Source organism: Nitrosomonas marina, from assembly GCF_900111605.1.
Classification (GTDB): domain Bacteria; phylum Pseudomonadota; class Gammaproteobacteria; order Burkholderiales; family Nitrosomonadaceae; genus Nitrosomonas; species Nitrosomonas marina_A.
In genome coordinates this window covers 65339-75575 of sequence record NZ_FOIA01000019.1, presented here as the reverse complement: position 1 = coordinate 75575, position 10237 = coordinate 65339, and the positions used below count along the sequence as shown (strand labels likewise).

6 protein-coding genes, 1 pseudogene and 2 riboswitches are annotated in these 10237 nt (G+C 48.1%); of the genes and pseudogenes, 1 reads left to right on the top strand and 6 read right to left on the bottom strand.

Annotated elements, in window-relative coordinates; genetic code table 11:
* Both BMY62_RS09840 and smbP read right to left on the bottom strand, forming a co-directional pair.
* A pseudogene (locus BMY62_RS09840) lies at window positions 1–2705 on the bottom strand (hypothetical protein); the annotation flags it as partial.
* A 372-nt stretch (window positions 2706–3077) separates the two neighbouring features.
* Window positions 3078–3152, bottom strand: a riboswitch (cyclic di-GMP riboswitch).
* A gap of 456 nt (window positions 3153–3608) precedes the next feature.
* Window positions 3609–3998 (bottom strand): small metal-binding protein SmbP, encoded by a 390-nt coding sequence (smbP, locus tag BMY62_RS09835; protein ID WP_090659100.1) that lies wholly within the window; start codon window positions 3996–3998, stop codon window positions 3609–3611.
* A gap of 271 nt (window positions 3999–4269) precedes the next feature.
* On the opposite strand from smbP, the gene BMY62_RS09825 reads away from it, so the two are divergent.
* Window positions 4270–5163, top strand: coding sequence for a TIGR01777 family oxidoreductase (locus tag BMY62_RS09825; RefSeq protein ID WP_090659097.1), 894 nt, complete (start codon window positions 4270–4272; stop codon window positions 5161–5163).
* A 51-nt stretch (window positions 5164–5214) separates the two neighbouring features.
* Here the strand turns inward: BMY62_RS09825 and BMY62_RS09820 are convergent, their stop codons facing one another.
* Genes BMY62_RS09820 through btuB form a run of 4 tightly spaced genes read right to left on the bottom strand, consistent with a single transcriptional unit; the run spans window position 5215 to window position 9853 of the window.
* Window positions 5215–6696: a cobyric acid synthase gene (locus BMY62_RS09820; protein WP_090659095.1), complete on the bottom strand. Its 1482-nt coding sequence runs from the start codon at window positions 6694–6696 to the stop codon at window positions 5215–5217.
* A gap of 36 nt (window positions 6697–6732) precedes the next feature.
* The gene (cobO, locus tag BMY62_RS09815) at window positions 6733–7347 is read right to left on the bottom strand and encodes a cob(I)yrinic acid a,c-diamide adenosyltransferase (protein WP_090659093.1); all 615 of its coding nucleotides are present in this window, start codon (window positions 7345–7347) and stop codon (window positions 6733–6735) included.
* A 3-nt stretch (window positions 7348–7350) separates the two neighbouring features.
* Window positions 7351–7950: a hypothetical protein gene (locus tag BMY62_RS09810; RefSeq protein WP_256207547.1), complete on the bottom strand. Its 600-nt coding sequence runs from the start codon at window positions 7948–7950 to the stop codon at window positions 7351–7353.
* Window positions 7951–7972: 22 nt separating this feature from the next.
* The gene (gene btuB / locus BMY62_RS09805) at window positions 7973–9853 is read right to left on the bottom strand and encodes a TonB-dependent vitamin B12 receptor (protein ID WP_256207546.1); all 1881 of its coding nucleotides are present in this window, start codon (window positions 9851–9853) and stop codon (window positions 7973–7975) included.
* A gap of 116 nt (window positions 9854–9969) precedes the next feature.
* Window positions 9970–10223, bottom strand: a riboswitch (cobalamin riboswitch).
* Window positions 10224–10237: the final 14 nt, after the last annotated feature.

Below are 10237 nucleotides of genomic sequence, written 5' to 3'. Positions count from 1 at the left end.
CTGCCGAGATCGACAGTGCCGACGCGCAGTTGCGATACGCTGCCGCTATCGGCCGATGCCAGATGCAGCGTCGGTTTCTGTGTATCGTAAAGTTCGGTTGCACCGCCACCCGGTGCACCGATATCGATCCAGCGCGACAGAATCGCCAGTTCGTTGGCGGAAATCGAGGTTGGATGGTTGGCGCCAAAATCGATATCATCCGAAAACTGCCCATCGGTGCGGTTGTCGGTGCGTTGATTCGCGGCTTTCCAGTAGAGCAGGCTGCCGCGCGAATTGAATGCGCGGAGGTAGCGTGTCAACTGTGGGCGCCTGAAACTCATGCCTGTAAAACCTGCACCTGTTGCGATTTGATTTGCTGGGGCAACGCAGCTTTGATCTTTATCGGCAACCAGACACCACCAGGTTGTATTGGGCTTGTTATTTGCGCCGCCGGTGTTATTGAGCGCGAGTCCGCCCGCAGGTGAACTGCCGCTGTGACAGGAAGCGCAGTGCTGGTCGAAAATGGGCTTGATATCGCGCGTAAACTCGATGCGCATACCGTAACCGGGCAGCGTGCGTGTTTGCACGGTATTGCCGGATTTGCCGGCGAGCAGTGGCACGGTCCCTTCACCGAGTCGTGGAATGGTATATCCGGACTTTGCGGCAAAAGTGGTTTCGAATTGCGTGCGTCCCGGTCTGGAATGGACATGACAGCCATTGCAGGTTTTCTGTTCGCCGGGGCGCAGGCTTTGCCAGGTCTGGTCGGTGTTGAGCGTGCGCCCGTCACAATCGATGCCTTGCATGAGGTACGGCGTGTTGGCAGGCATTCGCACCAGAAAGCTGGTATCGGGATGGCCGCTGGCGTCAATCGCACGGCTGCCGTCGGCTTGACGGTTCAATACCGGAAATTCACCGAGAATCGTTACACGTTCGCCGGCTATATTTGCAATTTCATAAACAGTATTTCTGTTCCGGTTGGGCATATTGCCGAGAATGCGTACGCCGCACAGATCGTCGTCGGTGTAGTCAATGGTGTCGGTGCCCTGGAGATTGAACTGATGTTCGCCGGCAAAATGAATGCCGTCCATGGGATGGGTCTCACGATCGATAATGGAAGCGGCGCCAAGCAGACCGAAAGGCGTGCCGGTTTCCAGGCTTGGATGACTGGTGCGCACATCCGCTCTTTCGATGATGTCGGGATGATCGACGCCGTGAATATTGGCGTAGGGCACCACGGCGCGTCCCATGATTTCATGCCAGTCTTTTGAATCGACAACCATTTCCAGGTCGCCCGGGTGTTGAGACGGAATCTGTGTGGCGCGATAGAGTCCGACGTCGCACCCCGGCGTATCCATTTTCAGTGAGGTGACCAGATTCATTGCAACACCGCTGCCTGAACCACTGGTTAGGGGTGGTGCAGTTTTGCCAAGTTCTGCATAAATTGAATTATAGGCCACCGTACTGCATGCACCTTTACCCCATGCCATCATCAGGCCATTATTCGGTAATGCTGCCGGATGGCCGAGTTTGCCGGCATAAGGCAACGGATCAGCGTAATTGGGATGGTTGACCTGCCGGGTTCCAAATCTGCCCATAGTATAAGATGGCATATCATCGCTATGTGACCAGGCAGCGAAATTAATGGCATCACGAGGGACATAGAGATCAGCATGACTTGTGGCTTCATGTGGCCCTATACCTTCCTGCCCTTCGGGTTCCTGCATGACACCGACAAGAAGCCCGAGTGCATTATTGTTCCCGCGGTAATAATCGGCGAACCAGATTCGTTCATCGGATGTCTGGGTGATAAAGTGTGCAGCCTTGTGGTCTGCGCCAAAATAGCTTTTCGTATGATCGCCGCTGTGCTGTCCGTAGATCGGGAAGTTTTTCGCACCATCGGGATCCTGTGCGTAAATGTGGAACAGATTGTCGATTGTGGTGTGGCTGCCTGCACTGTTATTTGTGTAGCGAAACGGCAGGCCGCCGAATATCTGCCAGCTTGAGTAGGCCAGTCGGCCATTTCTAAGCATAAACGGGTGCTGTTCCTGCGACAGTGAATGGTGACTGGCCAGATCCGGATTTTTACCATCGATATCCACGGTCCAGATCCGGGTGCCTTTTCTTGATTCGGTGGTGCCCCAGACGACTGTACTGGTATGGTCGTCCCTGGTCGAAGTAAATGCGATGCGCTGATTGCTGATGAACGCCGGGCCTGAGTCGTATACGCCTGTATTAAACGGCATGACTTTTATTTGTTTGGTTGAAACGGTATAAAAATGCAGATGTGCGCCCGTTGTAACCAGCCGTTTGTTTGGCAAATCGTAATATCCAAGGTTTTTGGGTTCTGCATCCGGATGGACAACTTGCGAATGGATCTGCTCACGGTAATTGGTCAGGCTTCCGCGAAAAACGGAAAAAGCGATTGTGTTGCCGTCAAAAGAAACTGCTGCATCGAGCGCTGCACAAGCATTTGATTGTGTTGAAGTGGTCGAACAGTCGAAAATGACAGTTTCAACTCCGTTAGGATCACGATAAACCAAATCGCAAGGGGCGCTGAAGTTCGAGAAAAAATTGGTGACATCCGGCAGTACGTCGTAGATGTCGAGACCGGTCATGGTTCTTGTCACCGTTTGCGATTGACCGTTGATGGTAACATTGGCAGTCAGATCGAATGAATCCGATGTCCGTTCACAGCGGGAATAGACGATGGCCTCTTGAGCATACACCTGAGGTAACTCCAGAACCGCGAATAATAAAAATAAAAATAAGTACTTGAAAATTCCATTAAATAAAGAATACCTATTCTTGAAATGGTTATAACGGCCAGCCTGCATTTGCATTAATTTCTCCTCGAAGTGTTTCAGGCAAAAATTGTGCAAACCTATGAAAAAATTGAGAGGAGAAAGCTAAGAAGAGGGTGCGCAGATTCTCAATGCAAACGTAGAAATTTTTAAGATTTCGCAGTTCAGCGTTTTGTCATCCAAAAACTGTTAGCCGACATCGCATTGCCGGCATTCTTTAACAGAACCAGCTAGTGTCCGTAGTTATCTATTTTTGCGACGAACGCTTTTCCGAAGTCTTTACTTTTGGTTTTGGTATCTGGCAGCCCCGCTGTCTGGTCAAGACCGGTAGCTTTGCGCCTCCATTTCCCAATGGATTTGCCTTTATCAGTGCCTTATTTAATAATATTTCCTAACTAAAGAATATTTGTATGAGACTTAACGGCTGTTTTGAATTTATCTAAACCGAGAACAAAAGTACCTTTGTATTCGTATTTTTTTGATTGATAAAAAAATTTAATATTCAGTATCTTGTCAATTCCTAGACAAAAATTTGTGCTGGTGCAATGGAGTGTATTTTAATGCTGGAAGTAATAATCAAATGCTTCTTGTTAAGAGCCAGATATGGAGATGGCTGAGTAATATCGTATGAATAGATGAGCTGATGGAAGGATGAAATGAGCATCCATCTGTTTCTCAGACGGGAAAGAAATGTTACATAACTGAACAGTTTTGTGCTGAAATCATCAGCATAAAACTGTTCGGAAATTTTCAGGCATTAGATTTGGTGGGGTAGCAGGGAGATGCTATTTATAATGATTGATTTTTTGGAATTTTATAATCAGTTATTTAGTGTTGATGTTCGGTAAATTGTCGCATAGCTTCTAGCGCAATGGATAAATGCTCAATCGCAATGCGTGAGCGTCCATCATCAGCCTGATCGATCGCTTTGACAAGATGCTGAATTGCAGTGGTGATATGTACTCTGCCTTCAGTATTGTTTTGTTCAATCGCTACAATCTCGGCTTTTTTAACATATTTGAGGCTTTCTTTCGCGTGTTCATGAATATGATGTGCGTGTGCTTTATGAGATTTTGCCGTTTTCGCATGGTCAATAGCTTCCAGCATCAATGTTTTTCCACCATCGAAATCCTCGTCCTTATAGTCTGAAGAATAAACCAATGTGCTGAAAAATAATGAAAGAATTACTATAATCAGATGTGTCGATAGAGAATTCATGATATATGGCCCTTATTGAATGAAATTGTCACGATGTGCTGTATTTGTTTTAAACTTTGCGCATATTTTGTCATAATGACATTTTATTTGAAGCATTCAATTGGCAGCAAGTTCAAAATTTTCTCCTGTAAAGTAACAAAATTTCAACTTTATCGAGAAGAAGAAATTCAAATGCTGCAGCCGTTTTATGATTGGGCTGAAAGGCCAACCTGACGTATCTTACCGTTCTATAGTAAGAGTTGTGAAAGACCATTTATGAAAAGGATGCTATATGAATATTCTAATGACGGGCGGAACCGGGTTTATTGGTCAGTCACTGTGTCCCGATCTGCTTTCTAAGGGACATTCGATTACTGTTTATAGCCGTTATCCCAATAAAGTCAAATCTATTTTTGGCGATCAGTTAGAGCAGATCAACTCGCTTAGAGATTTAAAGGAAGATGATCATTTTGATGCTATCTTTAATTTTGCCGGCGCTCCAATCTTTGCGCACAGATGGTCTGATGAGCGCAAGCAGGTGCTTTTGGACAGCCGACTAAAAACTACTCAGCAACTGCTGGATTACATGGTGCGTGCGAAAACAAAACCAAACGTCCTGTTAAGCGGTTCGGCGATTGGTTTTTATGGTGATCAGGGAGATACGCTACTTGATGAATCTTCTGTCGGTCGCGACGATTTTGGCCATCGTTTGTGCGCAGCCTGGGAGCATGAAGCAGAAGCGGCAAAAGCTCATGGTGTTCGTGTCTGTTTGCTCCGCACCGGTTTGGTTATTGGTAAGCATGGCGGTTTTCTGGAGCCGATGATTCAACCGTTCAAATGGGGCCTCGGTGGCAGGATTGGTACCGGTAGTCAATGGATGTCCTGGATACATATGGATGACTATGTGGCCATGTGTCAAACATTGCTGAATAACAATACGCTTGAGGGTATCTTCAATTTGACTGCGCCTAATCCAGTCACCAATCGAGATTTTACTCATGCGCTTGCTACACAACTGAAAAGGCCTGCATTATTACCCATGCCTGAATGGGCTCTAAAATTAATGCTCGGAGAGAGGGCTGAGTTACTGCTGGGTAGTCAACGGGTCATACCCAAGCGTTTACAGGAAGCTGGATTTCATTTTAAATACCCGGCATTGGATGCTGCACTGGCTGATGTACTTTAACTGACGCCGGTTGTGTCCGGTCTCTTCGCCTTGTTGCTGTGTTATTGTGAATCAAGCAGACAAACTGTTTAAATGCAGCAACTGATTTAGCTGGCGTGTGTCCAGATACTGATCAATACTGTCAGCCAAACGGTTAATCGCAGCATCGCAGATAGCACGATAATTCGGGGTTTGACTGCAGTTTTCGAGTCCGGCCCAGTTAAGTAGCGCAGAACAGGCGTCAGATGATTCAAACAGACCGTGCAGGTAGCCGCCCATGATCAGACCGTCTTCACTCATCGCGCCATCGGTTCCCTGCAAGAAATAAGCCATGGGTCTGTATTCTTTATTAAATACGGATACACCGTTATGAATTTCATAACCTGTGACGGAGGTACCGGAACATGCAAGTGTTCCCTGAACATTGCGCAATAACTTGTCCGGTCGCAAAGTCGTTTGCATGTCAAAAAACGCCAGTCCCTGGCTGCTGCCGGATTCGCCTTCAAGTCCAGCAGGATCATGAATCAGCTTGCCCAGCATTTGAAATCCGCCACAGATACCGATCAGTTTCCCGCCATAACGAAGATGTCTGCGAATGGCCAGTACCCAACCCTGTTTACGCAACCAGTCAAGATCTGCACGCACACTTTTCGAGCCGGGCAGTATGATCAGGTCAGCAGCAGGAATTGCTTCACCAGGTCCGACAAACTGCAGGTTTACCTGGGGGTGCAGCCGTAATGGATCAAAATCGGTATGGTTGCTGATTCGTGGTAACGCGGGAACAATTACCTGTAGGCATTTTTGTTCGACAGGTGCTATAAAATCGGGCGTGTGCGGCAGCGCATCTTCGGCCTCAAGATGTAATCCCTGTAAATAGGGAAGTACGCCTAGCACGGGTTTGCCGGTATATTCTTCCAGCCAGTCCAGCCCCGGTTTCAGTAATGCTATGTCACCCCGGAACCGGTTGATGATAAATCCTTTTACCCGTGCTTTTTCGGATTCACTAAGCAAAGCCAGTGTGCCGACCAGATGCGCAAATACGCCACCACGATCGATATCTGCTATCAGAATTACCGGGCAATCCACAGCCTCGGCAAAGCCCATATTGGCAATATCGTTAGCACGAAGATTGATTTCGGCAGGCGAACCCGCGCCTTCAACGATAATTCTGTCATACTGGGCAGCGAGGCGCGCATGGGATTCAAGTACTGCACGCATCGCTATCGGTTTATAGTGATGGAAGCTATGTGCAGGCATATTGGATACAGCGTGGCCGTGAATAATCACTTGAGCACTTTTGTCCGTGTTTGGTTTGAGCAACACCGGATTCATATCCGTATGCGGCGACAGACCAGCAGCGAAAGCCTGCACAGCTTGCGAGCGACCTATCTCGCCACCGTTAATACTCACTACGCTGTTGAGTGCCATGTTCTGCGGTTTGAAGGGCGCGACCCGAATTCCCTGGCGTGACAGCCATCGGCACAGGGCGGTTACCAGCATACTTTTTCCCGCATCAGAGGTGGTACCCTGAATCATGAGTGTTTGTGTATTCATCGAAAATGGTGGCGTAGTTGGGTTGTGCTGTGTTTGTTACAAATCTATGCCTTTTTGTGCGGTTATTCCAGACCGGAACGCATGTTTGATATCCCGCATTTCGGTTACTGTGTCGGCTGCCTCACAAAGCAAGTCGGGTGCGCCGCGTCCGGTTATCACGACATGCTGCATAAGCGGACGTTGTCGTAAGTCGTTTAACACCAGTTCCATATCAAGCCAGCCAAACTTGAGAGGATATGTCAATTCATCAATTATCACCAGATCGTATGCGGCATCACGCAGCATGGTCTGTACGATGGACCAACCTTTGCGCGCCGTTTCCGAATCGTGTTCAAGATTCTGCGTGTCCCAGGTGAAACCTTCGCCGAGCACGTGCCAGGTCACTTCCGCATGCTGCCGGAAAAATACCTCTTCACCTGTATCCGACCGGCCTTTGATAAATTGAGCAACCCCTACACGCATACTGTGACCAAGTGCGCGCGCTGCCATACCAAATGCAGAGCTGGATTTGCCTTTGCCGTTGCCGGTCAGAATCAGCAACAGGCCCTTTTCCTGGCCGGCGCGTGCAATGGCAGCGTCTACAACCTGCTTTTGTCGCTGCATGCGCTGTTGGTATCGGGCTGCCTTGTCGACAGCATTCGATCCTGCCATACGTCAACCAACAGGTTGTTTGCGGGTACCTGGCTGGCAAGTCAGCAGCACGAACAGTATATGTGCAGCAGTGGCTATGCCGGTATAGATGACAAATGACTTAATGTACAATGGGAAATAAGTCATTGAGCGTACTATAAATTCAGCCCATGATGTGTCGGCAAAACGATCTGAAAAAAAGTAAAAGCCGCCGCTGGAGAATAATTCACACAATGACAGACCGGCAATCATGCTGAATGCCAGCGGTATCAGCGTTTGCCATGCAAACTGATACTGACCTGCATACCAGCGACCCGCTAGCCATAAAGATGCATAGGCTGGCAGCAGAAAGCCATATGCCGGTGTCAGACAGAAAGCACTGGCGCCGCCCCATGCGTATGCGGCAAAGTCGAGCCACCAGCTTAGCGCTAGAAACCCCAGCAGAGGCCATGCAGTTCTCAGATAAATGCCAGCAATGAAAAACACAGCCCAGGAGGCTCCTGGCAGGTTATATGTGGTTGAAAAATGATAGTCGCGTGTGGCGAACATCAGTATCGCCAGTACCGATGCAATCATTAACTGGTGCCGGTTTGATAACGGTATTGAAGAAGAAATTGACATCATTGCTTTACTTTACTCCTTGTTGTTAAGGCTGGTATCGCAACATCGCGAAGAAATTGCGGCCCGGTTGATTGAAAAATGCGGCTGTCTCATAATGTTCGTCAAACAAATTCTCAATGCGTCCCTGTAACCGCCAGTGCTTGCTTAACTTGTATTCTGCACGCAAGTCGAATTTGACATAGCTATCCAGTTTACGCGTATTTGCAAGATCGTCAAAACGCTCGCCTTCGGCCAGAAGCATGGCACCGAACAAATATTTGCCAAACTGACGATCTGCATTGAGCCGAAAGGATTGTTTCGCCCGCCTGGGTAAAACATTACCATAGTTTAAATCAGAAGAGCGATTCTCAGGGTCTAAAAAAGTAAGGTTACTATTGAGCACCCAGCCTTTAATCTGCGTGTTAAAAACCGCTTCCAGGCCTCTGATGCGTGCCTGATTAATATTGCCAACTTCGAATGAGTCGGAATCAAAGGCGATCAAGTCATTAACACGGGTTTCATACACATTCAGAGACCAATCTCCCCAGTCCATTCTGCCGCGCAGCCCGAATTCCAGGCTGCGCGATCGCTCAGGAGCCAGGTCGGGATTGCCTGAGATCGGATAGTATAATTCATTAAATGTCGGTGCTTTGAATGCTGTACCGAAATTTGCCATCAGGCGTATTGCTTCGGTAATTTTATAACCGGTTCCTACTCCGCCAGTCAGGCGTGTTCCGAACTGTTCATTCAGATCGACACGTCCAGATAGCTGACTGTCAAATGATGCGATACTTGCCTGGTGCTGTGTAAAAACGCCCCAGTTACTGCGTGAAGTGACGGTAAATGCTTCGGTACTGTCGACCTTGTCGTTCTGATAATCCATGCCGATTGTCAGTAAATGATCCTTATGTACGGTAAAATCGTTCAAAACAGAAATGGTATCGCGCACTGTATTAAACCGTGATGTCAATATGCGGCCGTTAAAACTGTCCAGGTAGTCCTTGCTCCGGCCAGTGATCAGATTGAACCGCCAGAATTCCAAAGGCGAGTATTTGAATGTTCCGCCAAAAACCTGTTGTTGCAGCTCGGATTTGTTCGGTGAAATAAACCCCGGAAAAGGGTCGCTGGCATCGAACTGGGTTTTGCCATCCGACTGCATGAAATTAAGTCCTATTTCCATGCCGTTTTTGAAACGGTAGCCAGCGTTGGCTGATCCCGCTACATTCCGGTATCCATCCCGGTCGGGATCAGGATTGCTGGAAAAACACCCGGCACTTGCCGATCCGGAACAGCTGTTAAAGCCCTCGGTGCCTCTGCCACTTGCTGTCAGATTGAACCAGCCCTGCTTGTTATTTCCTGACAGACCCACTGAACCATTCAGTGAACCGAAACTGCCGCCACCGAAACTGAATGTTGGTCTAAGTCCCGGTTTACCGTCACCTTTTCGAGTAAAAATCTGAATAACCCCGCCAATGGCCTCAGAACCATACAGGCTTGAACGTGGACCGCGCACAATCTCAATGCGTTCAATTTGCTCAATTGGAATATTTTCAAAGGGTGTGGTGCCCGATGTTGCATTGCCGACTTTAATTCCATCGATCAACACAAGAATATGGTCAGTTTCGGTACCACGCATCTGCATAAATGTGCTTTTACCGGGGCCACCGTTATTGACAATATTTATTCCGGGCGTACCACGCAATAGATCGTGCACGGAGCGTGCCTGCTGACGCTCGATATCTTTACGGGTAATCACCGTCATTGATGCCAGAACCGCATCGGGTGTTTGAGCAGTTCGAGTTGCTGTTACAGTGACAGGTTCTCTCTGATGGGTCGGCATATGTCTGAAAGTCCAGCCAGTTGAGCTTGCAGCGATGCAATACAACAGTGTCGCCGAAAAAAGTATTCGGATTCTTCGTTTTATCATTTTTTTTCCTTCGCGCCGCCCGCGCGTTGTCGGTATTAATTAATCGCGAAGAGAAAGAAAACAGACTGCTCAGATAACAGCTGGAAACAGAAATCTGAATATTGCCCTCCGCAATACGTTTGTATTTACTTCAGGCCGGTCTCCGGACTCATGAACGGAAATCACACCAGGTTTGCGCCTTCCCATGTGATAATTCAGCACAGTGACATTATGCAAACCAGGAAGAAAATCTTAAATACAGATTTTCTTCGTTCATCTACCGTTGCGGGGGCAGTGCTGGACTTGTTCTGTCGATAATTGAACGCACCAGCTTCCCGTTTAACCTAGTGTTGACTGTAGTCAACAAGGCACCCGAGGCAAGGGTGCGAAGGCTACAGAAATGAT